Here is a 26,223-nt window from a genome sequence, read left to right on the forward strand (position 1 = left end):
GGTTGGCTCTACGGAGTCGTCCGGTCGCGCTCGGTGTCAGCTGGAGGACAGTGCCCGAGCCCGCTTCGCCCTCTTCTTGCGCAGGTAGATCAGCAGGCCGGCGACGAGCAGCACGCCCGCGGCGCCGGTCAGCGGACCACCCACGTTGCCGAAGGCGGTGGGGGCAGCGCTCGGGTCCAGTATCGGCTCGCCGTTGACGTCGCGTGCGCCTTCCGGCCTCGCCTGGGCGGGGGTCTCCGGGTTGGTGCTGGAGGCGGGCGCGCGCTCGACGAGCTGGCCGACCGGCTTCGTGTCGGACTTCATGGCGAAGCCGTAGTCGAGCAGCTTGCCGGCCTGGAGCCAGGTCGCGACCGGCCGCGGTTCACCGCGCAGCAGCACCGTCACGAGGCGGCGCCCGTTCTTCGAGGCCATGCCGATGACCGTGTTGCCCGCGTTGGGGGTGAAGCCGACCTTGCCGCCGATCGCCCCCGAGTAGTTCGCCAGGAGCTTGTTGTCGTTGGTGACCGTGAACGCCGACTTCGACCCGGTGGAGGGGAAGGTCGTCGTGCGGGTCTTCATGATCTCGGTGAAGTCCGCGTTGCGCATGGCCGTGCGGACCATCAGCGCGATGTCGTAGACCGAGCTGCTCATGCCGGGGCCGTCCGCGCCGGAGGCCGTCGCGGCCCTGGTGTCCAGCGCGCCGATCTGCGCGGCGAGCGCGTTCATCTTGGTCAGGGTGGCCTCGGTGCCGCCGAGCTGGCGGGACAGCGCGCTCACGGCGTCCGGCGCGAACTCGGTCATCAGCATGCCGCGCAGCAGCTGCTTGACGGTGTACTTGCCGCCGGCCGCGAGGCCGATCTCCTCGCCGTTCTGCTCGGCGTCCTCTTTGGTCACCGTGACCGTGGCGTTCATGTCCAGTTCCTGGAACGCCGTCATCGCGGTGAGCACCGTGATCGCGGAGGCGGGGCGGAGCCGTGCGTGCGGGTCGTTGGCCGCGAGCACCGCGCCGGTGTCCAGGTCGGCGATGATCCACGCGGCCGCGTTCACCTGGCTGGGTACCGCGGCCGCCTTCTCCGGCAGCACGTTGTCGCACTCGCCGAGGCGCGGCCCGCCGACCGGGCGGTCCGGGACCGGCAGCGGGGGCGGGGCGGACTTGCCGGCCGGTGGCTGCTCCGACGAGTCGACCGGAGGCGGTGGCACGTTCTGGTTGCCGCACGAGAGCTGCTGGGTCATCGCTGGCGTCGTCTGCTGCTGGACCCGGCCGGGTAAAGCCCATGCCGGACTCAGCACGGCCGCTGTCGGCACCGTGCAGACGGAGACCACCAGCGCCGCAGCGAGGCGGTGGGCGGTGAGACGCACGCAAGGCAGGCTAACCACCCCGCGCCGTCGGCGGTACTCGAAGCATCGGATACTTCATTGGTGAAGCTCACCCGCCGTGCCTCCTTGTTCCTGCTCGCGTTCGCGGTGTGGACCTGGCTGATCTGGCCGAACTTCATGCTCAACATCGCGAAAGACCCTCGCTCTTTCGCCGAGAGCGGCGCTCCCACGACGTTCTTCACGGTTCATTTGGTGCTTGTTCTCACGTCGCTGGCACTCGGGACTGTGATCGGGGTCATCGGCTGGCGGGGCTTCCGCGCCGACCGGGCCGACCGCGCCGCGAGCAGCACCGACTGACTCCCACCACCACCCCAGGAGACGACCCGTGGAGTTCCTCCGGCTTGCCCTTGTCTTCCTGCACCTGCTCGGCATGGCCGTGCTCGTCGCCATGCTGCTGCTGCAGCGCAGGACCGCACCGGACGGCCCGCTGAACAAGGGCTGGCTGCACGGCAGCCTGTTGCAGCTGGTCACCGGCCTGGGCCTGGTCGCAATCGCGGAGATGGGCGAGCCCCCGGTCAACCACGCCAAGATCGGGGTGAAGCTGCTGGTCGTGCTGGTGATCCTCGGCCTCGTCGCGATGAACCTCCGCAAGGAGAAGTTCGCGGGCTGGCTGGTGCCGACCCTCGCGGCGCTGGTCGTGCTCAACACGGGCGTCGCGGTCTTCTGGGTCTAACGCGGCTCGCGCCACAGCGTGGCCAGTTCGGGACCGTCCGGAATGGACACGTTGCCGCGGACCTCGCAGCCGAGGCGCTCGCAGTGCTTCACCATCTCGGGGTTCGAGGTTTCGAAATAGAGCGGTAGTCCCTTTGCATCGCACTGGTTGACCACCGAACGGAGCAACCGGGCGCCGACCCCCTTCGCCGTGCGATCGGGGTCGGCCCCGAGGAACCGCGCGTACCAGTGCGTGTCGCTCGGCCGAGCGGCCTCCAGCAGCTCCAGCGCCTTGAGCACCTCGCCCGCGCGCCTGCCCGCGATCCTGGCCAGCCGCAGCCGCAGGAAGAGCTCACGCGGCAGCGCCGCCCCCAGTGAGGTCCCCTCGCCCGCGTGCAGGTTCGCGCCCTGGATCACGCTGTTCTGCTCCGCCACTTCGAGGCTGCCGAGCCGGAAGTGCTCGTCGCGCACGTTCAGCGCGAAGAACCTCGGCAGCTGCCTGCGCCTGCGCCTGTCGTCCGGCAGCATCCACGCCATCAGCGGGTCGCGCTGGAAAGCCCTGCCGAGGACGGCGGTGATCCTCGGCAGGTCCGCTCTGGTCGCGGTGCGGACGACGATTCCCCCTGTGCTTGCCATGCACCAACCGATAGCGGCGGGTCAGTCCTTGGTCAACACGAGCCAAAGAAATCTGCGTCGCAGGCCACCCCCGTAGAGAAAACGGGCCGTCCCGCGGTAGCGGAGACGGCCCGTCCTCTGTGGAACGTGGTCAGCGGCGGAACAGCAGCGCGCGCTTGACCTCCTGGATCGCCTTGGTGACCTCGATGCCACGAGGACAGGCGTCCGTGCAGTTGAAGGTGGTGCGGCAGCGCCACACGCCGTCGACGTCGTTGAGGATGTCCAGTCGCTCCTCGGCGGCCTCGTCGCGGCTGTCGAAGATGAACCGGTGCGCGTTGACGATCGCCGCCGGGCCGAAGTACGAGCCCTCGCTCCAGAACACCGGGCACGAGGTCGTGCAGCAGGCGCACAGGATGCACTTGGTGGTGTCGTCGAAGCGCTCGCGGTCCGCGGCGGACTGGATGCGCTCCTTCGACGGCTCGTTGCCGTAGTTGATGAGGAACGGCTTCACGGCGCGGAAAGCCTCGAAGAAGGGCTCCATGTCCACCAGCAGGTCCTTGTGGACCGGCAGGCCCTTGATGGGCTCGATGGTGATGGTGGTGTGCTTGCCCTTCTTCATCAGGTCCTTCACCAGGACCTTGCAGGCGAGGCGGTTCACGCCGTTGATGCGCATGGCGTCGGAGCCGCAGATGCCGTGCGCGCAGGAGCGGCGGAACGTCAGCGTGCCGTCCAGGTACCACTTCACGTAGTGCAGCAGGTTCAGCACACGGTCGGTGGGCAGCGCCGGGACGTCGAAGGTCTCCCAGTACGCCTCGCCGTTGTTCTGCTCCGGGTTGAGCCGGTAGAGCTTCACGGTGACGACGGTCGAACCCTCAGGCGCGGGCGGACGCGAACCCCGGATGCCGGTCTCTTCAACAGTCGCAGTCATCAGTACTTGCGCTCCATCGGCTGGTACCGGGTGATGGTCACCGGCTTGTAGTCCAGGCGGATGTCCGCCGTCAGACCCTCACCGTGCTTGTAGGCCATGGTGTGACGCAGGAAGTTCACGTCGTCACGGGCCTGGTAGTCCTCACGCGCGTGGCCGCCACGGGACTCCTTGCGGGCCAGCGCGCCCTGGACCAGGATCTCGGCGAGCTCCAGCAGGAAGCCGAGCTCCACAGCCTCCAGCAGGTCGGTGTTGAACCGCTTGCCCTTGTCCTGGATGGAGATTCCGGCGTAGCGCTCCTTGAGCGCCTGCACGTCGGTGAGCGCCTGCTTGAGGGTCTCCTCGGTGCGGTAGACCGACGCGTTGAGGTCCATCGTGGTCTGGAGCTCGCCGCGGATGTCCGCGACGCGCTCGCCACCGTGCGCCGAGCGCAGGTTCTCCACCATGGACTCCACCAGCGCCGCCGGGTCCTCCGGCAGGTCGGTGTGGTCGCGGCCGAGCGCGTACTCGGCGGCGGCGATGCCCGCGCGGCGGCCGAAGACGTTGATGTCCAGCAGCGAGTTGGTGCCGAGTCGGTTCGCGCCGTGCACCGACACGCACGCGCACTCACCGGCGGCGTAGAGGCCCGGGACGATGTTGTCGTTGTCCCGCAGCACCTCACCGCTGATCTTGGTGGGGATGCCGCCCATGGCGTAGTGCGCCGTCGGGTACACCGGAACCTGCTCGGTCACCGGGTCGATGCCGAGGTAGGTGCGGGAGAACTCGGTGATGTCCGGCAGCTTCGCGTCCAGCACCTCGGCGCCGAGGTGGGTCAGGTCGAGGTAGACGTAGTCCTTGTGCGGGCCGGCGCCGCGGCCCTCGCGCACCTCGGTGGCCATCGCGCGGGCGACCATGTCGCGCGGCGCGAGGTCCTTGATCGTCGGGGCGTAGCGCTCCATGAAGCGCTCGCCGTCGGCGTTGCGCAGGATGCCGCCCTCGCCGCGGGCGCCCTCGGTGAGCAGGATGCCCAGGCCCGCCAGGCCGGTCGGGTGGAACTGGTAGAACTCCATGTCCTCCAGCGGCAGGCCCTTGCGGAAGATGATGCCCATGCCGTCGCCGGTCAGCGTGTGCGCGTTCGAGGTGGTCTTGAAGACCTTGCCGAAGCCGCCGCTGGCGAACACGACCGCCTTGGCCTGGAAGACGTGGATCTCGCCGGTCGCCAGCTCCAGCGCGACGGCGCCGGTGCAGACCGGGCCGTTGTCGGTCTCGGTCAGGCAGATGTCGAGCACGTAGAACTCGTTGTAGAACTCGATGCCGTGCTTGACGCAGTTCTGGTACAGCGTCTGCAGGATCATGTGCCCGGTGCGGTCCGCGGCGTAGCAGGCGCGGCGGACCGCGGCCTCGCCGTGGTTGCGGGTGTGGCCGCCGAAGCGCCGCTGGTCGATCTTGCCCTCGGGCGTGCGGTTGAACGGCAGGCCCATCTTCTCCAGGTCGAGGACCGCGTCGATGGCCTCCTTCGCCATGATCTCCGCGGCGTCCTGGTCGACCAGGTAGTCACCGCCCTTGACCGTGTCGAAGGTGTGCCACTCCCAGTTGTCCTCCTCCACGTTGGCCAGCGCGGCGCACATGCCGCCCTGCGCCGCGCCCGTGTGGGATCTGGTGGGGTAGAGCTTGGTCAGCACCGCGGTGCGGGCCCGCTGGCCGGACTCGATCGCCGCGCGCATGCCGGCGCCGCCGGCACCGACGATCACGACGTCGTACTTGTGGAACTGCATCTTCTCTGAACTCCCCGTGGCCCGCTCAGTGCCCGATGTTCGGGTTGAAGGTGAACAGCGTGTAGGTCCCCAGCACGACGGTGAGCACCATCGAGACGGTCAGCAGGACCTTCAGCCAGAACCGGGTGCCGTCCCTGCGGGCGTAGTCGTTGATGATCGTCCGCAGGCCGTTGCCACCGTGGATGGCGGCCAGCCAGAGCATCGTGAGGTCCCAGACCTGCCAGAACGGCGAGGCCCAGCGTCCGGCCACGAAGGCAAAGTTGATCTTGTGCACGCCACCGTCGAGGAACAGCATGATCCCGAGGTGGCCGAGCACCAGGAAGACCAGCACCATGCCGGAGATCCGCATGAACAACCAGCTCTGGAGCTCGAAGTTGCTGCGGCGCGCGGGCTTGCGCTGGCCGGACCGGCCCTGGGGGCTGCGCGGGGCTGCCAGGTTCACCGTGGACATCCTCAGCTACCTCCGAACAGCATCGAGAGCGCCTTGCTGACCAGGTAGTAGGTGCCCGGGATCATCACGACCAGCCAGACGACGATGATCGTCCAGAGCATCGGGCGCTGCAGACGAGGTCCCTTCGACCAGAAGTCGACCAGCATGATCCGCACGCCGTTGAGGGCGTGGAACAGGATCGCCGCGACCAGTCCGAGCTCGAAGAGCACGAAGAACGGTTCCTTGTACAACGAGATGACCCCGTCGTAGGCCTCCGGGGAGACCCGCACCAGCGCGGTGTCGATCACGTGGACGAAGAGGAAGAAGAACGTGAGTACGCCGGTGATCCGGTGCGCGACCCACGACCACATTCCCAGGTCTCCGCGATAGAGCTTGCCGCCGCCCGGGGACTTGTTCCCGGAGCTGGGCGCCCCCGCCGCGGCGGTGGTGCTGGCCATGGTGGACTGGCCTCCAACATCGCTGGTGGATGAGGGCCCGGGACACGAGTGGGACCTGTATCCGAAAATCAAGATCCCCGCGAGACGGACCCCGGCTCCGGCGTTCATCACGGAGCCTTCGATTCGGGGAACTGTAGCCCCGGCGGCGCGGCGCGGCCCACTCGGCACAGGGCTGTGTGATCGACCAGACAGGCGGGTCCCCCGGCCCGGGCGAGAAGTTAGTGCGGCCTTACCCCGCATCGGGTTCGCCCGGACGAGGGTTTCGAATTCAGGATCTTCACCGCACGTGAAACGTGTTCTTCAATTGGCGGAAACGTGTTTGGCCGCCCGCTCTGTGTGGTCGTTCTCGCATCCGGGGCCGCTTCGGCGAACGATTCGGTCACGTCGGTCACTTCGGGGGGCGGCATTCCACGTACCTGCGGGTACGGTTGCGCGTCCGATATTCCCCGGCAACGCCGCCGCAGACCTGGACAACGGGTCCGGCTCGTCCCCCGGGGTGGCACTGCTCATCTGAGCAGGGAGGGAGACATACGCCGTGCGTCGTATGCGTGGCACCGTTCTGGCGGCCGTGGCGGTTACCGCCGCCCTGACGCTTGCCGGTTGTGCGAAGGACTCTGGTGCCCCGTCGGGCGGTGGCACCGCTGCCGGCAGCCCGTGCAAGCTCGCGCCGAAGCCGCCCGCCGCCGCTGCGGGCACCTCGGGGTCCAAGACCCCCGAGAAGGCCGACGGCAGCGCCCTCAAGGTGGGCCTGGCCTTCGACATCGGCGGTCGTGGTGACGCGTCCTTCAACGACTCCGCCGCCGCTGGGGTCGACAAGGCGATCACCGATCTGGGTGTGAAGAAGGAGAACGTCAAGGAGCTCTCGGCGGGGCCGAACGAGTCCGAGGACGCCAAGCAGACCCGGCTGCGCCAGCTCGCCTCCGACGGCGTGAACCCGATCATCGCGGTCGGCTTCGCCTACGCGGATGCCCTCAAGGCCGTCGCCCCGCAGTTCCCGAACACCAAGTTCGCCATCGTCGACGCCTCCGTCGAGGGTGCGCCGAACGTGACCCCGCTGGTCTTCGCCGAGGAGCAGGGCTCGTTCCTCGCCGGTGTGATCGCGGCCTACAAGACGCAGAAGTGCAACGTCGCCTTCGTCGGTGGCGTGGAGACCCCGCTGATCCAGAAGTTCGAGGCGGGCTACTACCAGGGCGCCAAGGCCGCCGCGCCGGACATCAAGCTCGACAAGAAGTACCTGACCCCGGCGGGCGACTTCACCGGGTTCCAGGACCCGTCCAAGGGCAACGCGGCGGCCAACGGCCTGATCGACCGCGGAGCCGACGTGCTCTACCACGCGGCGGGTGCCTCCGGTAAGGGCGTGTTCAGCGCGGCCAAGGCGAAGGGCGTCATGGCCATCGGCGTCGACTCCGACCAGTACAACCAGAAGACCGTCGAGCAGGAGCGGGACGTGATCATCTCGTCGATGCTCAAGCGGGTCGACGTCGCGGTCTTCGACTACCTGCTCGCGGTCGCCAAGAACGACCTCGCCGCGCTGCCGAAGGTCTTCGACCTCAAGGTCGACGGCGTCGGCTACTCCACCTCGGGCGGCAAGATCGACTCCGAGCTGCAGGCCGTGCTGGAGGGCTACAAGGCCCAGATCATCGCCGGCCAGATCAAGGTTTCCGACAAGCCGACCAGCTGACCGAGCGGAAAACCATGATATGAGCTACGGGCCCGGAGGGGCATGTTCCCTCCGGGCCCTATGCTCGCCCACCGCCGACAGTGCTCTCGACCGCGCCCTCGACAACGAAGTCGAGCCTTCACCTCTTGCTACGGAGCTGACACGATGACAACTCCGACCGCCGCCACGGAGGGTGGTGTCGGCCAGCCAACAGGCGGGGCCTGCGCCGTCCGCCTCTCCGGGATCACCAAACGGTTTCCCGGGGTCGTCGCCAACTCCAACGTCCACCTGAGCGTCGCCCACGGTGAGGTGCACGCGCTGTGTGGGGAGAACGGCGCCGGCAAGTCGACCCTGATGAAGATCCTCTATGGGATGCAGAACCCGGACGAGGGCACCATCGAGGTCAACGGCGAACAGGTGCACTTCAAGTCGCCCTCCGACGCCATCCGCGTCGGGATCGGCATGGTGCACCAGCACTTCATGCTCGCCGACAACCTCACGGTCCTGGAGAACGTCGTGCTCGGCGCCGAGGCGCTGCACGGCATCGGCGGCAAGGCCCGCAAGCGGGTCGCCGAGCTCGCCGCGCGCACCGGGCTGGACGTCAGCCCGGACCAGCCGGTCGAGGACCTCGGCGTCGCCGACCGGCAGCGGGTGGAGATCCTCAAGGTCCTCTACCGCGGCGCGAAGATCATCATCCTGGACGAGCCCACCGCCGTGCTCGTGCCGCAGGAGGTCGACGAGCTGTTCGAGACCCTGCGCGGGATGCAGCGGCAGGGCTACACGTTCCTGTTCATCTCGCACAAGCTCGACGAGGTCAGGGGCATCGCCGACAGCGTGACCGTGATCCGGCGCGGCACCACCGTCGGCACCGCGGACCCGAAGCGGATCAGCTCCCGGCAGCTCGCCGAGATGATGGTCGGCAGCGAGCTGCCCAGCCCGGAGACCCGCGACTCCACGGTCACCGACCGCGAGGTGTTGGTCGTGGAGGACGTGCGGCTGTGCAGCCTCGGCGCTGACCGCCCGGTGCTCGACGACATCACGCTGACCGTGCACGCCGGTGAGGTGCTCGGCATCGCGGGCGTCGAGGGCAACGGCCAGACCGAGCTGGTCGAGACGATCATGGGCATGCGCAGGGCCGACGCCGGGCACATCCGCCTCGGCCACGTCGACCTGACCCGGCTCGGCACGCTGGCCCGCCGCGAGGCCGGTATCGGCTACGTGCCCGAGGACCGGCACCGGCACGGCCTGCTGCTCAGCCAGCCGTTGTGGGCCAACCGCATCCTCGGCTACCAGACCCGCAGGCCAACGGCCAAGGGCGCGTGGCTGGACATCGAGGGCGCCAAGGACGACACCCGCCGCATCGTCGAGGAGTTCGACGTGCGCACCCCGGGCATCGAGGTCGCCGCGGCGGCGCTGTCCGGTGGCAACCAGCAGAAGCTGGTGGTCGGCCGCGAGCTCTCCGGCGACCCGAAGCTGCTGATCGCCTCGCACCCCACCCGCGGCGTCGACGTCGGCGCCCAGGCGGTGATCTGGGACCAGATCCGCGCGGCGCGGGCCAACGGCCTCGCGGTGCTGCTGATCTCGGCCGACCTGGACGAGCTGATCGGCCTGTCCGACACGATCAAGGTGATGCTGCGCGGCCGGTTGGTGGCCGACGCCGACCCGAGCACCGTCACCCCGGAGCAGCTCGGCTCCGCCATGACCGGTGTCTCCGGGGAAGGGGACGAGGAGTGAAGCTCAACCTGCGTTCCGTCGTACTGCCGCCGGTGCTCGCCGTCGCCTTCGCCGCACTGCTGTGCGGCCTGGCGCTGCTGCTCTCCGGAGCCAACCCGCTCCAGGCCTTCGGTGCCATGGTGGCGCAGGTCGGCGAGGGCACGACGGCGGTCGACATCGTCAACAGCAGTGCGACCTACTACCTGATCGCACTCGCGGTGGCGGTCGGCTTCCAGATGAAGCTGTTCAACATCGGGGTCGAGGGCCAGTACCGGATCGCCGCGGTCACCGCGATGATCGTCGGTGGCTCGATCAGCCTGCCCGCCGGCCTGCACTCCCTGGTGATCATCCTGGTCGCCGTCGTCGCGGGTGCGCTCTACGCGGCGATTCCCGCGCTGCTCAAGGCCTACCGCGGGGTCAGCGAGGTCATTTCCACGATCATGCTCAACGCGATCTCGCTGGGCATCGTGGCCTTCCTGATCAAGCCGGACGTGTTCGGCGTGCTGCGCTCCAACAGCCTCAGCACCGCGGAGCTGCCCGAGTCGGCCTGGGTGCCGGGGATCTCCCTCGGCGCGGCCGGAACGGTCTTCGGTCTCGGCCTGCTCTCGGTGCTGGCCGGCGTCGGCTACTGGGTGCTGATGAACCGCACCCGGTTCGGCTTCGAGCTGCGCGCCTCCGGCGAGTCGGCCACCGCGGCCACCGCCGGCGGCGTCAACGCCAAGCGGATGATCATCGCGGCGATGCTGTTGTCCGGGGCGGTCGCCGGGCTCACCGCACTGCCCGAGCTGCTCGGCCGCGACCACACCTTCACCCAGAACTTCCCGCAGGGCTACGGCTTCAGCGGCATCGCGATCGCGCTGCTCGGCCGCAACCACGCGGTCGGCATCGCCTTCGGCGCGCTGCTGTGGGCGTTCCTGGACAAGTCCGCGCTCGCCCTGGACAACATCGGCGTGCCCAAGGAGATCGTGACGATCATGCAGGGCGCGATCGTGCTCTCCGTTGTCGTGGCCTACGAGATCGTCCGCAGGGTGCAGCTCGCCGCCGAGCAGCGTCGCGTCGGCCAGCAACTGGGCACGACAAACGGCGAGGACAAGCAACCGGCGACGACCGCTGGTGGAGGTGCTGCGTGACTTCCCTGATCTCGAAGGACCCCGCCGACGGCGGCGCGGTCCCGGCGTCCGCTCCCCAGCGGCGCGGCGCGAAGAAGCTGCCCGGCTGGACGCGGGGCTTGATCTGGCTCGCCGCGGTGGTCGGCGCGCTGTCGACGGCGTCCTACCTGACCGGCTACCCGCAGCTGACCGCCTCCGGCACGCTGCAGACCGCGCTGCTGCTGGCGATCCCGATCCTGCTCGCCGCGCTCGGCGGCCTGTGGGCGGAGCGCGCCGGTGTGATCAACATCGGCCTCGAAGGCATGATGATCATGGGCACCTGGGGCGCGGCCTGGGCCGGCTACCAGTGGGGCCCGTGGGCCGCGCTGCTGGCCGCCGCGGTCTTCGGCGCGCTCGGCGGCCTGGTGCACGCGGTCGCCACGGTCACCTTCGGTGTCAACCACATCGTCTCCGGTGTGGCGATCAACCTGCTCGGCGCCGGCCTGACGAAGTACCTGTCCACGCTGATCTTCCAGCCGCTGTCGAACAACCCGCGCGAGTCGCCCGCGGTGCCGAAGTTCGACACGTACTCGGCGCAGCCGCTGTCGGACTGGCTCGCCGACCTGGAGAACATGCAGCGGGTCGGCCTCTCCGACGTCGCGGGCGTGCTGCGCGGCCTGGTCACCGGCGTCTCGCCGCTGACCATGCTGGCGCTGTTGCTCGTCCCGGTCAGCTACCTGGTGCTCTGGCGCAGCCGGTTCGGCCTGCGGCTGCGCTCCTGCGGTGAGAATCCGGTGGCTGCGGAGTCCCTCGGCGTCAACGTCTACGTGCACAAGTACGCCGCGGTGGTCATCTCCGGCGCGCTCGCGGGCCTCGGCGGCGCCGCGCTGGTGCTCAACCCCGGCCAGCCCGGCTACCTGGAGGGCCAGACCGGCGGCCGAGGCTACATCGGCCTCGCCGCGATGATCTTCGGCAACTGGCGCCCCGCCGGCCTGCTCGGCGGCTCGGCGCTGTTCGGCTACGCCGACGGCCTCCAGCTGCGCAGCGGCGGTGCCACGGTGATGGCGCTGTTCTACGCGGCGGTGCTGGTGCTGGTCGGCATCGCGGTCTGGCTGGTGGCGCGGAAGAAGCTGGTCGCGGCGGGCATCACGCTCGTCGGGGCGGCCGCGCTCTACCTGATCTACCTGTCGGTGGACGAGATGCCGAGTCAGCTCTCCACCTACCTGCCGCACATGGTCACCCTCGTGGTGCTGGCGGTGGCGGCGCAGCGCCTGCGCCCGCCCGCCGCCAACGGCGATGAGTACAGGCGGGGCAGGGGCCACTAGGCCGCATTTCGTTCGAAAGCCCGAAAGTGGGTCGTGCGTACCACTTTCGGGCTTTCGTTTGCGAGGATGCCGTAGTGGTCGCCGTCGATTGGGAAAACCTGCGCTCCGCCGCCGTCGCCGCGGCGAAGCTCGCCTACTGCCCGTACTCCGGGCTCCGGGTGGGCTCCGCCGCCATCTGCGACGACGGGCGGCTGGTCCAGGGCTGCAACGTGGAGAACGCCTCGTACGGGCTGGGGCTGTGCGCCGAGTGCGCCATGGTCGGCCAGCTCCGGCTCACCGGGGGCGGGCGCTTCGTCGCCGTCGCCTGCCGCGGTGGCGGCGGCGAGCTGCTGATGCCGTGCGGCCGGTGCCGCCAGCTGCTGTTCGAGATGGGCGGGCCGGACTGCCTGCTGGACACCCCGCGCGGCGTGCTGCCGATGCGGGACGTGCTGCCCGACGCGTTCGGGCCCGATGACCTGCCTGGGAGAACCAATGGCTGAGCTGTTCGCGGCCGTCGACGTCATCCGCGCCAAGCGGGACGGCAAGCGGCTCACCGACTCCCAGATCGACTGGGTGATCGACGCCTACACCAGGGGAGCCGTCGCCGACGAGCAGATGAGCGCGCTGGCGATGGCGATCTTCCTCAACGGCATGGAGCCGACCGAGACCGCGCGCTGGACCCGCGCCATGGTCGAGTCCGGCGAGCGCCTGTCGCTGTCGGTGGACCGGCCGACCGTGGACAAGCACTCCACCGGGGGCGTCGGCGACAAGATCACGTTGCCGCTGGCCCCGCTGGTCGCCGCCTGCGGCGCGGCCGTCCCGCAGCTGTCCGGCCGCGGCCTCGGCCACACCGGCGGCACGCTGGACAAGCTGGAGTCGATCCCGGGCTGGCGCGCCCAGCTGAGCACGGCGGAGATCTCCGAGCAGCTGCGCAAGGTCGGCGCGGTGGTCTGCGCGGCCACCGAGGGCCTGGCGCCGGCCGATCGCAAGCTCTACGCGCTGCGCGACGTCACCGGCACCGTCGAGGCGATCCCGCTGATCGCCAGCTCCATCATGAGCAAGAAGATCGCCGAGGGCGCGGGAGCGCTCGTGCTGGACGTGAAGTTCGGCTCCGGCGCCTTCATGAAGTCCGCCGACGACGCCCGCCGCCTCGCCGAGGCCCTGGTCGGCATCGGCGTCGAGCACGGCCTGAAGGTCAGCGCGCTGCTCACCGACATGTCCGTCCCACTGGGCCGAGCGGTCGGCAACGCCCTTGAGGTCGCCGAGTCGGTGGACGTGCTGCGCGGCGGTGGCCCCGCCGACGTCGTGGAGCTGACCGTGGCCCTGGCCAGGGAGATGCTGTCGCTGGCGGGCATCTCCGCGGACCCGGCCGCCGTGCTGGCCTCAGGCGAGGCGTACGACACGTGGTCGCGCATGATCGCCGCGCAGGGCGGTGACCCGGAGGCGGAACTGCCGAGGGCTTCGCACGTGCACGTGGTCGAGGCGCCCGCCGACGGTGTCCTGGCGACGCTGGACGCCTACGCGGTCGGCGTCGCGGGCTGGCGGCTCGGGGCGGGCCGCGCGCGCAAGGAGGACCCCGTGCAGGCGGGGGCGGGCGTGCTCTGCCTCGCCAAGCCGGGCGACGAGGTCCGCAAGGGCGAGCCGCTGCTGGAGCTGCACACCGACACCCCGGACGCGGTTCCCGCCGCGCTCAAGGACCTGGAGGGCGGTTTCTCCGTCGCCGACTCCGCGCCGGTGCGGGAGTCGCTCGTGCTGGACGTGATCCGGGGCTGATCCTGGGCATAGCAAAGGGGCGCACTCGGCAGAAGGTCCGTGTGCGCCCCTTTTTCGACGGTTGGTCTCAGGGGATCAGGCGTCGACTTCCTCGGGGAGGTCGATGTCGGACTTGTCGTCGCCGCCGCGCGACTTGCCGTTCACCTTCTGCTGCCGGGCGCGACGCTGCGGCCGGGGCAGCTGCGCCGGCGGCGGGGGCGGGGTCGGCGCGCCGCCGCCGAGGATCAGCTCGGCGAAGGTGGCCATGGCCTCGTCCAGCTGCGCGGCGTTGCGGCGCTCGGTCTCCTCGTTGGCCTTGCGCACCAGCGAGAGCAGCGAGTCGTTGGTCGGCCGCTCGGCGACCGCGCCCGCCAGCTTGTCCAGGTACTGCCCGGTGGCCGCGCCCAGCTCGTCGAGCTGCTTGCCGAGGTCGCTCTCGACGCCGTCGATCCGGCTGTCCACGCCCTCCAGGCGGTTGTTGACCGTGTCCAGGCGCTCGGCCAGCGCGTCGAGCTGGTCGGTGTGGTCGACCGCCGGGCGGGCCAGCACCTCCTCGAAGCGGCCCTGGAGCGCGTCGTGGGTCTCGTTGACGGAGTTCTGCAGCGAGTCGCGGGTGTCGGCGACCGAGCCCTCCAGGGAGGAGCGGGCGTCGCTGACGGCGCCCTCCAGCGAGGTGCGGGCCTGACCGACCTCGGCGCGCAGGCCGTCGGTGCTCTCGGTGAGCGAGCGCTGCAGGGCCTCGCGGGTGCCGTCGAGGTGCTCGTGCACGCCCTCGTCCACCTCGTCGATGCGGCCGCGCAGAACCGTCTCCAGCGCTTCGAGGCGCTCGCGCATCGGACCCGTCACCAGGCCCGGCACCGCCTCGGTCTTGCCGTCCTGCTTGTCCAGGTGCAGGTCGAGGTCGTCGAGGCGCTTGTGGATGTGCGCCAGCTTGTCCTCAAGGCCGTCCATCCGGACGTGGACGCCCTCCATGCGGCCGGACACACCGTCGAGGCGGCCGTCGAGCTGGGTGAAGGGGACGGCGAGCTTGTCGACGAGACCGTCGACGGCGCGCCCGAGGCCGGCGATGGCGCCGTCCTGGGCCTCAAGCTTCGCGAGGGCCTCGTCGAGGCGCTCGGCCAGCACGCTGACCTCGGTGCGGTCCGGCAGCTCCGAGATGCGCTTGCGGACCGCGCCCAGGGACTCCAACGGGGACATCCTGGCGTGGATCTCGTCCAGCGCGTCAAAGATCTGCTGCTGCTCGCTCTCACGGATCTCTGCGGCGCGAACGAGCATGTTCCGCATCCGATCGAAGGACATCGTCGAGTGGTTGTTCTCGCTCACGGCAGGTGACCTTCGTCCGATGGGGAGGGGAAGAGGACGACGCGAGCGTAGCCAGTCCCCCGATTAGTGGTTCAAGAGACCCCGCCGAGGGATCAGAAGTCCCAGGGAGGGTTAACCCGATCGGGTGACACCGCAGGATAGGCGGCGGCGAAGTGAAGGAGCAAGGGATGGTTCAGTTCGAGAGCGCGAACCCCATTCGAGTTACAAAAACCCCGACTTTGATTGCGTTCCGTCGCGAAGTAGTCCGCTCGGGGGCGCCAATGGCCAACCGACAGTGTGGAGTTTCGCACGCCACGCACAGGCCAGGATGATCATATCGTGAGCCCAACCGGCGTGCGACCCGAGCTTCCGCAGGTGAGGGGTACCGTGTCGTCATGTCAACCCCGGTGACCCTGGAGAGCATCCGCACCGCACCCAAGGTGCTCCTGCACGACCATCTCGACGGCGGCCTGCGCCCGCAGACGGTGATCGACCTGGCCCGCGAGAACGGCTACGACGCACTGCCCACCACGGACGCCGGTGAACTCGGCGCCTGGTTCCGGGACGCCGCCGACTCCGGCTCGCTGGAGCGCTACCTCGAGACCTTCGCCCACACCGTCGGCGTGATGCAGACCCGCGACGCCCTCGTGCGCGTCGCCGCCGAGGCGGTCGAGGACCTGGCCGCCGACGGCGTCGTCTACGCCGAGGTCCGCTACGCCCCCGAGCTGTTCACCGAGGGCGGCCTGACCCTCGACCAGATCGTCGAGGCGGTCGAGGAGGGCTACCGCCTCGGTGAGCGCCGCTGCGCGGAGGCGGGCAAGCGCATCCGGATCGGCACGCTGCTGTGCGCGATGCGGCAGAACGCCCGTTCGCTGGAGATCGCCGAGCTGACCGTCCGCTACCGCGACGCGGGCGTCGTCGGCTTCGACATCGCCGGCCCCGAGGCCGGCTTCCCGCCCACCCGCAACCTCGACGCCTTCGAGTACCTGCGCCAGCAGAACGCCCACTTCACCATCCACGCGGGCGAGGCGTTCGGGCTGCCGTCGATCTGGGAGGCCATCCAGCACTGTGGTGCCGAGCGGCTCGGCCACGGTGTGCGCATCATGGACGACATCAAGGTCGACGACGACGGAACCGTCCACTTGGGACGGCTCGCGAGTTATGTCCGCGACCGCCGCATTCCGCTGGAAATGTGCCCGAGTTCCAACATCCAGACCGGGGCGGCGACCTCGATCGCCGAGCACCCGATCGGCCTGCTCGCGAAACTGCGCTTCCGCGTCACGGTCAACACGGACAACCGGCTTATGAGCCACTGCACCGTTTCCGGCGAGTTCGCCGCGCTGCACGAGGCATTCGGTTATGACTGGGCCGACATGCAATGGTTCACGGTGAATGCGATGAAGTCGTCTTTCCTCGGTTTCGACGAGCGGCTCGAACTCATCAACAACGTGATCAAGCCGGGATACGCCGCACTGATGGGCTGACGCTCCTGGCGACAACGACGAAGGGCCCCGCCGACGTGGCGGGGCCCTTCGCGTGTCACGGCTCGGGTCAGTGCGTGCGCAGCCGGTCCTCGAGGTTGCCGACCAGCTCCTGCCAGACGCCGACCTCGGCGGTGAACGGCGCGCTCGGCGCCAGGCGCGTGGGGTCGGGCCGCAGCACGAAGGACACCATCCAGCCCAGCGGCTCCGAAGTGGACAGTGCGTTGGCGACCCGGTCGTCGTCGGCCCACTCGGCGGCGTCGGTCAGCAGCTCGACGGCGAGCTCCAGCTGCGTCGGGTCGACCGACTCCGGTCCCTCGGCGAGGTCGTCGGCGACACCGTTGAGCACGTAGGTGTTGTCCTGGTGGACGTCGATCTCCAGCTCGCCGCCGGTGGCCTTGGCGAGCACGTCCTCCCACGTGGAGACCTCGGCGAGCTGGTTCTTCGTCGGGTCCGCCGCCGCGCTGTCCGCGAGGTGCCGCGCCAGGGCGCGCCCGGAGCTGAAGACGTCGATCTGCCCGTCGGAGCCGAGGAAGACCGGCCGCTCCTCGTCGTCGCCGGAAGGCAGGTAGCAGCGCAGGGTGTAGTACTCGGCCTGACTGGTGATGATCTTGATTGGGTCGATGCCGACCTCGCCCCAGAAGCCCACCGGCTCGTCGTCGTCCGAAGTGGACTCGTCGTCGACGTCCTCGGGCTCACCGGCCTCGGCCTCGGCGGCCGCCTCCTCGTAGGCGGCCAGCTCCTCCCGTGCCGTGGCGAGCGCGGTCGCGTCCGTCTCGGGCGTGCTGATCAGCCCGTCGACGGCGTCGAGCACCTCGTCCCAGCGCTCCGCGACGACCTTGGCGACCTCGTTCCACCGGGCCTCACCCTCGCGGCCGGTGAACGGGAAGGTCCCCTGGTGCAGCACGGTGAAGCCCGCGGCCGCGTCGAGCACCTCGTGCACGACCTCCAGGTCGCACACGTCCGCCAGCGAACGCAGGATCGCGACGATGTCGGCCAGCTCGCCGATCGTCCAGGTGTCCGGCTCCTCCGCGACCAGCTCGGGCACGCCGACCAGGTCGTAGCGGTTGTCGTCCTCGGGCACCAGCTCGCCGACCGACAGCGCGGGCACCACGTGCCACGCCGGGTGGTCGATGAGGTCGTGCTCGGTCGCCGTGCGCGTGTACGCGGCCAGCTGCGCCGCGTCCGGGAAGGCGTAGAGGTCCTCCTCGTGTCCGAGGAACGCCTCCCACTCCTCGCCGTCCTCGCGCCAGCGCGGTGCCCACAGGGTGAGCAGGTCGCCCTTGGGCAGGACGAGTTCGATCGGGACGATGTCCTGCGCCATCCATGCCTCCGGGTCAGCGGACTCTTCCGAGGCGCAGCCTACGGGGTGGCCAAGATCATGCTGCTCACCGGTCCGACCGCAGCGACGACGCGTCGAAGGTCAGTACGTCGTCCTCGTCCTCCTCTCCGCCGGAGTCCCCGGCCGTCCCCATCGGAGCCCACGAGACCGGAACGGACTCGGACGTGCGCGCTCGTTCCGGAACGGGTCCCGCCATGGCCTCGATCGCCGCGGTCAGCTCGTCACCGAGCACGGGCGCCAGCACGTTGTAGGACCGCTGCGCCGCGTCGTCGGCCGCCCGGCGGGCGACGTCCACGATCGCGTCGCCGAGGGCGGGGCCGAGCCGCACCGCGTCGGGGTGCAACCGCAGCCCGACCAGTCGGCCGCGAGCGGTCACCGTCGCCGACACCATGCCGTCGGCGCCGGTCGCGGTCCCAGTGACGGCGGCCATGGCGCGCTCCACCTCGGCGGCCTGGAGCTGTCGCTGCTCCGCCGCCGCGATGAGCTCGGCCGTCGAGGGCTCCGGCACGGTCACAGTGGCCTCCGCAGCAGTGGGGCGAACTCGTCGTCCTCGTCGTCCCTGGGGTCCTCACGCGCGATGCCGAGCCCGACGAGCTCATCCCGCGCCGCGCTGTCGAGCACGCCGCCGACCCCGTGGTGCAGCCGCCCGCCCGCAACCCGTTCGGCCCGACCGGCGAGGCTGATGATCTCCCTGGCCAACGCGTCGACGTCCATCCGCAGCGCGGCCGGACCGAGCCGGACGTCGTGCAGCCCGCCGCCGGGCAGCACCTCCACGACGACCTCGCCGTCGCCGGAGGCCGCTCGCCCCACGACCGGTCCGGTGCGGGCGAACCTGTCGGCCACCCGGTCCTCGGTCGTCCTGATCTGTCCGGCGACTCGCGCGATGTCGCCGTCGATGTGGTCGTTCAGGTTCCGCTCCCTTCACTCAGCCCGTCGGCCGGTAGAAACCGACGAAGGGCATGCCGGAGTTGGTCGTGCGCAGCGGCCGGATCTGCACCGGGTCCCCGGCCTCGACCATCTGGCCGTTGCCGATGTACATGGCCACGTGGCCCCGCCAGACCACGAGGTCACCGGGCAGCAGCTGACCCGGGGGCACCGAGGCGCCGACCGCCTGCGCGGCGGAGTGCCGTGGCAGGTCGAGCCCCGCGTTGCCGTACGCCCACTTCGTCAGCCCACTGCAGTCGGTCGCCCTCGGCGGGTCCGAAGCCGCCCACACGTACGGCGTGCCGAGCACGGACAGCGCGTTGCGCACCGCTGCCGCCGCCACCGGGTTGGGTGCCTGCACGGTGTGCCCACCAGGCAGGTTGATGTCGACACCGGAACCGGGCTGAGGCGGGATCGCGACCGGAAGGTTGGGCCTGCCCCCTCCTCCGCCACCGCCACCCCCTCCGCTGTAGCCACCGCCTCCGCCGGAACCCGAGCCACCACCGCTGCCGCCGGAACCGCCACCCTCACCCCGGCCGCCTCCCTCCGGGGGTGCGGGCGGAGCGATCGGAACACCGCCACCCTGAACCTCGACCGAGCCGCCGCTGCCGCCGAGCGGGGAGCCGAGTCCCCTGAGAGCGCCGGGATCCGCGGGTTGCAGCGCCCGGAGCCGCGAGGCCGCCTCGGTCAGCTGGTCGGCGACCTTCTTCAGCTCCGCCGCCGTCTTCCCGGCGTAGTCCGACGAACGTCCGAACGCCTTGGCGGCCGCCTCGCGTACCGCGTTGCCGTCGCCGGCCTTCTGCGCGGTCAGCGCCGCCTCGAACACCGGCTTCGCCCAACCGATGAACTCGTCGATCAAACCCTGGATCGCCTTGCGCCCCACGGTGATCGCCGTGACCGCTCCAGCGACTGAGCCCTGTGCGCTGCCGCAGTTGCCGGAGAGCCGGTCCAAGCCACCGTCGAGGGTGGCCACCCGCCCCTGGAACGCATTGGCCCGCTCGCCGTACCAGCCGCCCAGGGTCGCGCGGACCTGCGTGCTGTGCTGTGTCTTCACCTCCGCGATCGTGTTCTTGGCGGTGCCGAGCGACTCGGCCGCCTTGCTCGCGCTGCCGGTGTCACCGTCCAGCTTGGCCAGGTGCTCGCGCATGGGTCGCACGAGCGGTTCGATCAGACCCGCGGCGTCGGCCACGCGTCACCCCTGTGCCTGGGTGCGCCGCATCAGCGCGGCGTGGTCCGCGTCTTGCCGCTGGTACTCGGTGAGGGCTCCCGCGACCGACTTGGCGAGCCCGGTCAGGCCCGCGGCCGCGGCGGAGACTCCGTCCACCGTGGCCTTGGCCGCTTGCCCGAAGGCCTGGCCGATGCCGACCTCCGCGCCGATCTTGCCGAAGGCGTCCGGCGGCAGTGCGGTGATCCGACTCAGCGTTGTGCTGCCCACTCTGCCGAGGTCGTCCGCCAGCCGCGGGGTCGAGCTCGAATAGCTCGACAGCGCGGCCGGATCGACCTTGAAACCCTGCTCCACCATGCGCCTCAGGCTGCCGCACTTCAAGTGGCTTTGTCCTGAGATACCAAGGATTCACGCGAGTGAGGGGTGCTGCGGCCAGGATTTCGTCACGCAGAGCTGATCACGGATCCGTGGTCGGCCGGGACTGTCGGTGGGTGCTGTCACGATCCCGGCATGTCCATCGAGCAGAGCTGGAACCGGATCACTCGCACCCTGGCCGAACACGCGCCCGCCACGGCGAAGGAGCTGTTGCCACCCGCGGCGGAGGCGGACGTGCGCGCGGTGGAGGACGTGCTCGGCCAGCGCCTGCCGGTGGAACTGTTCGAGTGGTGGACGAGCTGCGGTGGAGGGCTGCATCCCGTTCTTCCGCACGGCTACATCCCGTACCGGCCGATCGGCTCGGCGAGCGCGTGGCGGGAGTGGACCCGCCGACACGGCGACGGCCCGCAGAAGGGCTCGGCGGCAGGCCTCCCCGGTGCTGGCTGGCATTCCCGCTTCGTCCCGATCGCCACGGACGGCGGCGGCTACGACCTCGCCGTTGACCTCCGGCCGGGCCCGCTGCACGGGTGCCTGTTCGCCTTCAGCCACCAGTGGGGAGTCGCGTACCCACCAGAGTGGTCGAGCCTCACCGCGATGCTCGGCGGCGTCGCCGACGCGCTGGAGACGGGCGGCCCGGTTGGCCGCTACCACGCGGAGACCACGAGGGGAGGCATGTTGGTCTGGAAGCTGTGACACCGACACGAGGCAGTCGCTGGCCAGGGAAGTCGCCAGCCCACGTCTGCCATGCCTGGAGCTGTCCGAGGAGGGACTGTCAGGCGTGACGATCCGGCCCGAGTGGGATCAGACCGCGGGAACCAGCAGTGCCCAGGACTTCACGGTGCCGTGGCCGACTCCCCACGGCAGGTGTCGGCCGACGTCCACGAAGTGCCCGCTGACGTCGTTGTTGTTCAGGGTGACCTCGACGGTGTCCTCGTCCTGTCCGGGCACGTGGCCGCACAGGCTGTAGAGCCACACCGGCCGGTCCGGCAGCTGGCCGTCGCTCATCAGCCGCTCGGCCACCACGAGTGTGGGCGGTCGCTCGCTGGCGGCACGGACGAACTCGTCGTCGATTCCGCCGAAGTCGCGCCAGGCCACCGGGCCGGCGAACAGTTCGGTCGGGCGACCCTCGCCATCAGCGCCGAGCTGGTGGAACACGGCCTCCGCGAGCGGGTGGTCCGGCTGCTGGATGGCGATGAACACCGGGAGCACGTTGTGCACCCAGGACATCAGGGCGTCGGCGAGCGGATGTGCGTCAGCCGAGCGCACACCCACGGCCTGGTCCCAGGCGTAGCCCTCCTCCCAGGCGGTGTAGCGCACGCCTAACGGCAGTCGCACGTACGCGCCGCCCGGGCCGTGCTCCGGTTCCTCGACGGCGATCTCCAGGTCGAGGTCGGAGAGCGCGACGACGGCGTCAGTGCGCTCGGTGCGCAGTCCGTGCGACTCGCTGAGCATCGCCGCGACCACTTCGGCGATACCGCAGGCGTCGAGTTCCTCCACGTCGGACACCCCTTCCGAAAACGATGTGCCCCGCGATCCGCGGACCGCAGGGCACATCGTGGCCGAAACGACGGATCAGACTCCCATCGGGTGCCAGACCGTCTTGTGTTCGAGGTACGCGCGCAGCCTGGTGATGTCCGGCTGGCGGGTCCAGTCCGGCTCCTTGGCCGCGGCGCGCAGCACGCGCTTGACCGTGCCCGCCGCGGTCCGCTCCAGATCGGCGCGGATCACCTCGGGCGCCCCGCACACGTCGAGCGCGTTGACGTCGGCGTGCGAGGCCAGCCACGGACCCAGCTCCGCGGCGTTGCCGGTCAGCAGGTTCACCACACCGCCCGGCAGGTCCGAGGTCGCCATGACCTCGGACAGCGTGACGGCGGGCAGCGGACGGTGGTGGCTGGACACCACGACGCAGGTGTTGCCGGTGGCGATCACCGGAGCCACCACGCTCACCAGGCCGAGAAGCGATGAGGCCTGGGGCGCGAGCACACCGACAACGCCGGTCGGCTCGGGCACCGAGAAGGAGAAGTACGGGCCCGCGACCGGGTTCGACGCGCCGAGCACCGAGGCGACCTTGTCGGTCCAGCCCGCGTACCAGACCCACCGGTCCACCGCGGCGTCCACAATGGACTCCGCCTTCTTCGCGTTCACGCCCTCCGCGGCCGAGACCTCCGAGACGAACTGGTCCCGCCTGCCCTCAAGCATCTCCGCGACGCGGTAGAGCACCTGGCCGCGGTTGTACGCGGTGGCACTGGACCAGCCGGGGAACGCCTTGCGCGCGGCGCCGACCGCGTCCCGCACGTCCTTGCGGGAGGCGTGCGAGGCGTTGGCGAGGAAGTTGCCCTTGGAGTCGTTCACCGGGTACACCCGCCCGGACTCCGAGCGCGGGAACTTCCCGCCCACGTAGAGCTTGTAGGTCTTGGTCACGCCAATACGCCCGTCAGACATCGAGGTACGCCTCCAGCCCCGCGCGGCCGCCCTCGCGACCGAAACCGGACTCCTGGTAGCCGCCGAACGGGGCGGTGGGATCGAACCGGTTGAAGGTGTTCGCCCACACCACACCGGCCCGGAGTTTCTGGGACATCCACAGGATCCGGGACCCCTTCTCGGTCCAGATCCCGGCGGACAGGCCGTACGGGGTGTTGTTGGCCTTGGCGACCGCCTCGTCCGGCGTGCGGAAGGTCAGCACGGACAGCACCGGCCCGAAGATCTCCTCACGGGCGATGCGCATCGCCTGGTGCACGTTGGAGAACACCGTCGGCGCGAAGAAGAAACCCTTGTCCGGCAACGGGCACGAGCTGGACCAGCGGTCGGCGCCCTCGGCCTCGCCGGAGGCGGTCAGCTCGCGGATCTTCGCCAGCTGCTCCTTGGAGTTGATCGCGCCGATGTCGGTGTTCTTGTCGAGCGCGTCGCCGATGCGCAGCGTGGAGACGCGGTAGCGCAGCTTCTCCATCACCTCGTCGACGATGGACTCCTGCACCAGCAGCCGCGAACCCGCGCAGCACACGTGGCCCTGGTTGAAGAAGATGCCGTTGACGATGCCCTCGACCGCCTGGTCGACCGGCGCGTCGTCGAAGACGATGTTCGCGGCCTTGCCGCCCAGCTCCAGGGTGAGCTTCTTGCCGGTCCCGGCCAGCGAGCGCTGGATCAGCTTGCCGACCTCGGTCGAGCCGGTGAAGGCGACCTTGTTGATCCCGGCGTGGTTGACGATCTCCGAGCCGACGTCACCGGCGCCGGGCAGGATGTTGACCACACCGGCGGGCAGCCCCGCCTGCTGGCAGATCTCGGCGAAGACCAGCGCGGTCAGCGGCGTGGTCTCGGCCGGCTTGAGCACCACGGTGTTGCCGCAGGCCAGCGCCGGGGCGATCTTCCACGCCAGCATCAGCAGCGGGAAGTTCCACGGGATGACCTGGCCGGCGACGCCCAGCGGTCGCGGGTCGGGGCCGTAGCCCGCGTAGTCGAGCTTGTCGGCCCAGCCCGCGTGGTAGAAGAAGTGCGCCGCGGCCGTCGGCACGTCGACGTCGCGGGACTCCTTGATCGGCTTGCCGTTGTCCAGGCTCTCCAGCACGGCGAGCTCGCGGCCGCGCTCCTGGATCAGGCGGGCGATGCGGAAGAGGTACTTGGCGCGCTCGGCGCCCGGCATCCGGCCCCACACCTTGTCGTAGGCGCGGCGGGCCGCCTTGACCGCGCGGTCCACGTCGGCGCTGCCTGCCGTGCTGACCTCGGCCAGCACCTCCTCGGTCGACGGGTTGACCGACTTGAGCGGCTCGCCCTCGCCCTCGACGAACTGGCCGTCGACGAACATCCGGTAGTTCGGCTTGAGGTTGGCGATGTCCCGGGACTCCGGAGCCGGGGCGTACTCCCAGATCTGCGTCATGTCTCAGTCCACCGTCACGTAGTCCGGGCCGCTGTAGTGGCCGTCGAGCTGGGTCCGCCGCTGCATCAGCAGGTCGTTGAGCAGGCTGGAGGCGCCGAAGCGGAACAGCTTCGGGTCCAGCCACTCCTCGCCGGCCACCTCGTGCACGGCGACCAGGTAGCGCAGGGCGTCCTTGGTCGTCCGGATGCCACCAGCCGGCTTCACGCCGCGCAGCTGCGAGGTCTGGGTCCACCAGTCGCGGACGGCCTGCAGCATCAAGTGCGTCACGGGCAGCGTCGCGGCGGGGGAGACCTTGCCGGTCGAGGTCTTGATGAAGTCACCGCCCGCGAGCAGCGCCAGCCAGGACGCGCGGCGCACGTTGTCGTAGGTCGACAGCTCGCCGGTCTCCAGGATCACCTTGAGGTGGGCGTCTCCACAGGCTTGCTTGACGGCGACGATCTCCTCGTAGACCTGGCCGTAGCGACCGGAGAGGAACGCGCCGCGGTCGATCACCATGTCGATCTCGGTCGCGCCCGCGTCCACCGCGATCCGGGTGTCCTCAAGCTTGATCGCCAGCGAGGACCGGCCGGAGGGGAACGCCGTCGCCACGCTGGCGACGCCGATGTCGGCGCCCTTCAGCTCGCGCACCGCGGTCTCGACCATGTCCGGGTAGACGCAGACGGCGGCGACCTGTGGCACGTCGGCGCGCTCGGGGTCGGGGCGCCGCGCCTTGGCGCACAGCGAGCTGACCTTGCCAGCGGTGTCGGCGCCCTCGAGGGTGGTCAGGTCGACCATCCTGATCGCGGTGTCGATCGCCCAGAGCTTGGACGCCTTCTTGATGCTGCGGGTGCCCAGCGTTGCGGCGCGTTGCTCCAGTCCTACCTGGTCGACGCCGGGCAGTCCGTGCAGGAACCGGCGCAGCGCGGCGTCGTCCCTGGTGGCGTCTGCCAGCTCTGGGGGAAGTCCCGGGATGTGCGGCGACTGGCGGGTCGCGGGGGTGTCCGCGGACTCGGCAGCCGTCGGCGGTGACGGTGCGGCCATGGTCTGGAGTCTAGGGCCAGGTCAGCGGGCGTCCAGCCCGTCGCGGTCGAGCACCGCACCGCGCCGCTGGCCCTGATCGGAGCAGGTCAGCGCCGGTGCGGGTGACCGGTCGCGGCGGAGCGGGCCGCTCGGTGATGGTGCTGCTCACATCCGGGTGCGGTTCCGGAGCGGTGGCCTGAGCTGCATGAGAGCGTGATCACCCCAGGTCGCGCGGTGGCCAGTAGGCCATTCGGTGATTACTTTTCTTAAGTGTTCATCAAGTTGTTGATCGGCCACGTTTTCCAGGGTTACCGTGGAGTAGCCGATCTGCCGAGGCGGGTCGGGCTAGGCCCGAGGGTCCACCGGACGCGCCACCGGTGGACCCTCGATTTTTACTTCTCCGCCAAGGCGTCCGCGCGAGCCGGGAAGACCGGGATCCGATCCAGGTAGGGCTCGGGGTCGCAGTCCCACTTCCATCCGCGCATCTGACCGGTGCTGCGCCTGCCGAAGAAGGCTCGCCACAGCTCATAGGGCTCCGCCTCCACGGTCGCGACCACCTCGCCCTCGCCGATCCGCCACTCGTCCTCGTTCGCTCGGACGACCAGCGCGCCAGTCGCTTTGCGTCGGGAGCCGACCATGTTCGCGATGTGGCTCAGCATCGGTCGCCATGCCTCGTCCGGCAGTCGCTCCAAACCGAGCGCCGAGCGTAGGTCGGCCTCGTGCTGCGTCACGTCGTGCACCATGTTGAGCTGCGCCTCTTCCTGGCGCAGGCGCTCCTCAAGACGGTCGCTGAACCCCGCCCACTCCATGAGGTTCTCCGTGACGGTCCGCGCCAGCCGCTCGCCGACGTGCCGCTCGGTCCACGTCTTGCCGGGAGCTCCGTCCATCCGGCCGGTCGCCGCGTCGTGTGCCACCCCGGGCAGATGTGCGAGCAGCGCACGGACGGACCACTCGGGGCACGCTGCCACCGGCAGCGCGAGCTGCCGCTCGTCCAGCGTTTCCGCGATCGCGCTGATCCGCATCCGTGCGTCTCGGTAGATGACGTCGTACATCTGTGC

The 26,223-nt window shown here is 70.0% G+C and carries 27 protein-coding genes; 10 read left to right on the forward strand and 17 right to left on the reverse strand.

What is annotated here, in order from left to right; all coding sequences use genetic code 11:
* Positions 1-36: 36 nt before the first annotated feature.
* Positions 37-1,338 (reverse strand): D-alanyl-D-alanine carboxypeptidase family protein, encoded by a 1,302-nt coding sequence (locus ACFFQA_RS12005; RefSeq protein WP_377851861.1) that lies wholly within the window; start codon positions 1,336-1,338, stop codon positions 37-39.
* A 60-nt stretch (positions 1,339-1,398) separates the two neighbouring features.
* Between ACFFQA_RS12005 and ACFFQA_RS12010 the strand changes: the two genes are divergently transcribed.
* Together ACFFQA_RS12010 and ACFFQA_RS12015 are read left to right on the forward strand one after the other, a co-directional pair.
* On the forward strand, positions 1,399-1,653 hold the full coding sequence (locus ACFFQA_RS12010; RefSeq protein ID WP_377851862.1) for an SCO4848 family membrane protein: 255 nt from the start codon (positions 1,399-1,401) through the stop codon (positions 1,651-1,653).
* A gap of 28 nt (positions 1,654-1,681) precedes the next feature.
* Positions 1,682-2,029 carry a hypothetical protein gene (locus ACFFQA_RS12015; RefSeq protein ID WP_377851863.1) on the forward strand — a complete coding sequence of 116 codons (348 nt, stop codon included), beginning with the start codon at positions 1,682-1,684 and terminating at the stop codon, positions 2,027-2,029.
* Here ACFFQA_RS12015 and ACFFQA_RS12020 read toward each other — a convergent pair.
* From ACFFQA_RS12020 to sdhC, 5 genes are all read right to left on the reverse strand, one after another.
* Complete coding sequence (locus tag ACFFQA_RS12020; protein ID WP_377851864.1) at positions 2,026-2,643, reverse strand: hypothetical protein; 618 nt, start codon at positions 2,641-2,643, stop codon at positions 2,026-2,028. The two genes, ACFFQA_RS12015 and ACFFQA_RS12020, sit on opposite strands and share 4 nt — an antisense overlap.
* 130 nt (positions 2,644-2,773) lie before the next feature.
* The gene (locus tag ACFFQA_RS12025) at positions 2,774-3,550 is read right to left on the reverse strand and encodes a succinate dehydrogenase iron-sulfur subunit (RefSeq protein WP_377851865.1); all 777 of its coding nucleotides are present in this window, start codon (positions 3,548-3,550) and stop codon (positions 2,774-2,776) included.
* Positions 3,550-5,301 (reverse strand): succinate dehydrogenase flavoprotein subunit, encoded by a 1,752-nt coding sequence (gene sdhA / locus ACFFQA_RS12030; RefSeq protein WP_377851866.1) that lies wholly within the window; start codon positions 5,299-5,301, stop codon positions 3,550-3,552. The genes ACFFQA_RS12025 and sdhA overlap by 1 nt, the downstream gene beginning before the upstream one ends.
* 25 nt (positions 5,302-5,326) lie before the next feature.
* Positions 5,327-5,752, reverse strand: coding sequence for a succinate dehydrogenase, hydrophobic membrane anchor protein (gene sdhD / locus ACFFQA_RS12035; RefSeq protein WP_377851867.1), 426 nt, complete (start codon positions 5,750-5,752; stop codon positions 5,327-5,329).
* 2 nt (positions 5,753-5,754) lie between these two features.
* Positions 5,755-6,189: a succinate dehydrogenase, cytochrome b556 subunit gene (gene sdhC / locus ACFFQA_RS12040; RefSeq protein ID WP_377851868.1), complete on the reverse strand. Its 435-nt coding sequence runs from the start codon at positions 6,187-6,189 to the stop codon at positions 5,755-5,757.
* A gap of 544 nt (positions 6,190-6,733) precedes the next feature.
* Here sdhC and ACFFQA_RS12045 point away from each other — a divergent pair.
* The 6 genes from ACFFQA_RS12045 to ACFFQA_RS12070 all read left to right on the forward strand — a co-directional run bounded on the left by ACFFQA_RS12045 (position 6,734) and on the right by ACFFQA_RS12070 (position 13,727).
* Positions 6,734-7,870: a BMP family lipoprotein gene (locus ACFFQA_RS12045; protein WP_377852254.1), complete on the forward strand. Its 1,137-nt coding sequence runs from the start codon at positions 6,734-6,736 to the stop codon at positions 7,868-7,870.
* Positions 7,871-8,014: 144 nt separating this feature from the next.
* Positions 8,015-9,583: an ABC transporter ATP-binding protein gene (locus ACFFQA_RS12050; RefSeq protein ID WP_377851869.1), complete on the forward strand. Its 1,569-nt coding sequence runs from the start codon at positions 8,015-8,017 to the stop codon at positions 9,581-9,583.
* Complete coding sequence (locus ACFFQA_RS12055; RefSeq protein ID WP_377851870.1) at positions 9,580-10,692, forward strand: ABC transporter permease; 1,113 nt, start codon at positions 9,580-9,582, stop codon at positions 10,690-10,692. Before ACFFQA_RS12050 ends, ACFFQA_RS12055 begins: the two co-directional genes overlap by 4 nt.
* Before the next feature lie 5 nt (positions 10,693-10,697).
* Positions 10,698-11,975: an ABC transporter permease gene (locus ACFFQA_RS12060; protein WP_377852256.1), complete on the forward strand. Its 1,278-nt coding sequence runs from the start codon at positions 10,698-10,700 to the stop codon at positions 11,973-11,975.
* A 74-nt stretch (positions 11,976-12,049) separates the two neighbouring features.
* Entirely contained in the window at positions 12,050-12,454 is a 405-nt protein-coding gene (locus ACFFQA_RS12065) for a cytidine deaminase (protein WP_377851871.1), read from the forward strand.
* Positions 12,447-13,727: a thymidine phosphorylase gene (locus ACFFQA_RS12070; RefSeq protein WP_377851872.1), complete on the forward strand. Its 1,281-nt coding sequence runs from the start codon at positions 12,447-12,449 to the stop codon at positions 13,725-13,727. The genes ACFFQA_RS12065 and ACFFQA_RS12070 overlap by 8 nt, the downstream gene beginning before the upstream one ends.
* A gap of 75 nt (positions 13,728-13,802) precedes the next feature.
* Here ACFFQA_RS12070 and ACFFQA_RS12075 read toward each other — a convergent pair whose 3' ends face one another.
* Positions 13,803-15,029: a hypothetical protein gene (locus ACFFQA_RS12075; protein WP_446681677.1), complete on the reverse strand. Its 1,227-nt coding sequence runs from the start codon at positions 15,027-15,029 to the stop codon at positions 13,803-13,805.
* A 374-nt stretch (positions 15,030-15,403) separates the two neighbouring features.
* Here ACFFQA_RS12075 and ACFFQA_RS12080 point away from each other — a divergent pair, with 374 nt between their 5' ends.
* Entirely contained in the window at positions 15,404-16,492 is a 1,089-nt protein-coding gene (locus ACFFQA_RS12080) for an adenosine deaminase (RefSeq protein WP_377851873.1), read from the forward strand.
* A 67-nt stretch (positions 16,493-16,559) separates the two neighbouring features.
* On the opposite strand, the gene ACFFQA_RS12085 is transcribed toward ACFFQA_RS12080, so the two are convergent.
* The 5 genes from ACFFQA_RS12085 to ACFFQA_RS12105 form a co-directional block, all read right to left on the reverse strand.
* Positions 16,560-17,813, reverse strand: coding sequence for a SatS C-terminal domain-containing protein (locus ACFFQA_RS12085; protein WP_377851874.1), 1,254 nt, complete (start codon positions 17,811-17,813; stop codon positions 16,560-16,562).
* A gap of 64 nt (positions 17,814-17,877) precedes the next feature.
* Positions 17,878-18,345: a YbaB/EbfC family nucleoid-associated protein gene (locus tag ACFFQA_RS12090; RefSeq protein WP_377851875.1), complete on the reverse strand. Its 468-nt coding sequence runs from the start codon at positions 18,343-18,345 to the stop codon at positions 17,878-17,880.
* Positions 18,342-18,674: a hypothetical protein gene (locus tag ACFFQA_RS12095; protein ID WP_377851876.1), complete on the reverse strand. Its 333-nt coding sequence runs from the start codon at positions 18,672-18,674 to the stop codon at positions 18,342-18,344. Before ACFFQA_RS12095 ends, ACFFQA_RS12090 begins: the two co-directional genes overlap by 4 nt.
* Positions 18,675-18,756: 82 nt before the next feature.
* The gene (locus ACFFQA_RS12100; protein ID WP_377851877.1) at positions 18,757-19,944 is read right to left on the reverse strand and encodes a C40 family peptidase; all 1,188 of its coding nucleotides are present in this window, start codon (positions 19,942-19,944) and stop codon (positions 18,757-18,759) included.
* A gap of 3 nt (positions 19,945-19,947) precedes the next feature.
* Positions 19,948-20,277, reverse strand: coding sequence for a type VII secretion target (locus ACFFQA_RS12105; protein WP_377851878.1), 330 nt, complete (start codon positions 20,275-20,277; stop codon positions 19,948-19,950).
* Positions 20,278-20,430: 153 nt separating this feature from the next.
* Here ACFFQA_RS12105 and ACFFQA_RS12110 point away from each other — a divergent pair, with 153 nt between their 5' ends.
* Positions 20,431-20,988 carry an SMI1/KNR4 family protein gene (locus tag ACFFQA_RS12110; RefSeq protein ID WP_377851879.1) on the forward strand — a complete coding sequence of 186 codons (558 nt, stop codon included), beginning with the start codon at positions 20,431-20,433 and terminating at the stop codon, positions 20,986-20,988.
* Positions 20,989-21,096: 108 nt separating this feature from the next.
* Here the strand turns inward: ACFFQA_RS12110 and ACFFQA_RS12115 are convergent, their stop codons facing one another.
* From ACFFQA_RS12115 to ACFFQA_RS12135, 5 genes are all read right to left on the reverse strand, one after another.
* Entirely contained in the window at positions 21,097-21,792 is a 696-nt protein-coding gene (locus ACFFQA_RS12115) for a hypothetical protein (protein ID WP_377851880.1), read from the reverse strand.
* 75 nt (positions 21,793-21,867) lie between these two features.
* Positions 21,868-22,737 (reverse strand): aldehyde dehydrogenase family protein, encoded by an 870-nt coding sequence (locus tag ACFFQA_RS12120; RefSeq protein ID WP_377851881.1) that lies wholly within the window; start codon positions 22,735-22,737, stop codon positions 21,868-21,870.
* Positions 22,730-24,166 (reverse strand): aldehyde dehydrogenase family protein, encoded by a 1,437-nt coding sequence (locus tag ACFFQA_RS12125; RefSeq protein WP_377851882.1) that lies wholly within the window; start codon positions 24,164-24,166, stop codon positions 22,730-22,732. The genes ACFFQA_RS12120 and ACFFQA_RS12125 overlap by 8 nt, the downstream gene beginning before the upstream one ends.
* A gap of 3 nt (positions 24,167-24,169) precedes the next feature.
* Complete coding sequence (gene deoC / locus ACFFQA_RS12130; RefSeq protein WP_377851883.1) at positions 24,170-25,186, reverse strand: deoxyribose-phosphate aldolase; 1,017 nt, start codon at positions 25,184-25,186, stop codon at positions 24,170-24,172.
* Positions 25,187-25,557: 371 nt separating this feature from the next.
* Positions 25,558-26,217: a maleylpyruvate isomerase family mycothiol-dependent enzyme gene (locus ACFFQA_RS12135; RefSeq protein WP_377851884.1), complete on the reverse strand. Its 660-nt coding sequence runs from the start codon at positions 26,215-26,217 to the stop codon at positions 25,558-25,560.
* Positions 26,218-26,223: the final 6 nt, after the last annotated feature.

Source organism: Allokutzneria oryzae (assembly GCF_042429765.1).
GTDB lineage: Bacteria > Actinomycetota > Actinomycetes > Mycobacteriales > Pseudonocardiaceae > Allokutzneria > Allokutzneria oryzae.